Source organism: Pseudomonas sp. FSL R10-2964 (assembly GCF_009600035.1).
Classification (GTDB): domain Bacteria; phylum Pseudomonadota; class Gammaproteobacteria; order Pseudomonadales; family Pseudomonadaceae; genus Aquipseudomonas; species Aquipseudomonas bubulae.
Genome location: NZ_WIWH01000124.1, coordinates 1 through 340 on the forward strand (window position 1 = coordinate 1; position 340 = coordinate 340).

At 56.5% G+C, this 340-nt stretch carries 1 pseudogene; it reads left to right on the forward strand.

The features are described from left to right. Positions 1-279: pseudogene (locus GHN92_RS23675) on the forward strand (IS5/IS1182 family transposase); the annotation flags it as partial. Between the last annotated feature and the right edge of the window lie 61 nt (positions 280-340).

Below are 340 nucleotides of genomic sequence, written 5' to 3' on the forward strand. Positions count from 1 at the left end.
CGTATGCAGCACACTCATTCGCTCGAGCTGCAGGTCATACGAGGAGCGACCAATCGCCCCGCCGGGAAATGGCATTCAGAGCAAGGCGATTTGTTCACGGCAGCGCCGGTTGCGAGCGGCTTTGTGGTCATGCCCAAGCGCTGGGTGGTGGAACGGACTCATGCCTGGAATGAGCGAGCCAGGCGGCTGATCATGCACCACGATCGGTTACTGGATGTGAGTGAGGCTTGGGTATGGCTGGCTGAGGCTCGCATGCTCGCTCGTCGACTTACTACTTGATTTTGTCTACACCCTCTAGGGAAACTCTGAAGAAGACTTCCAGATTTTGGCAAAATACCCG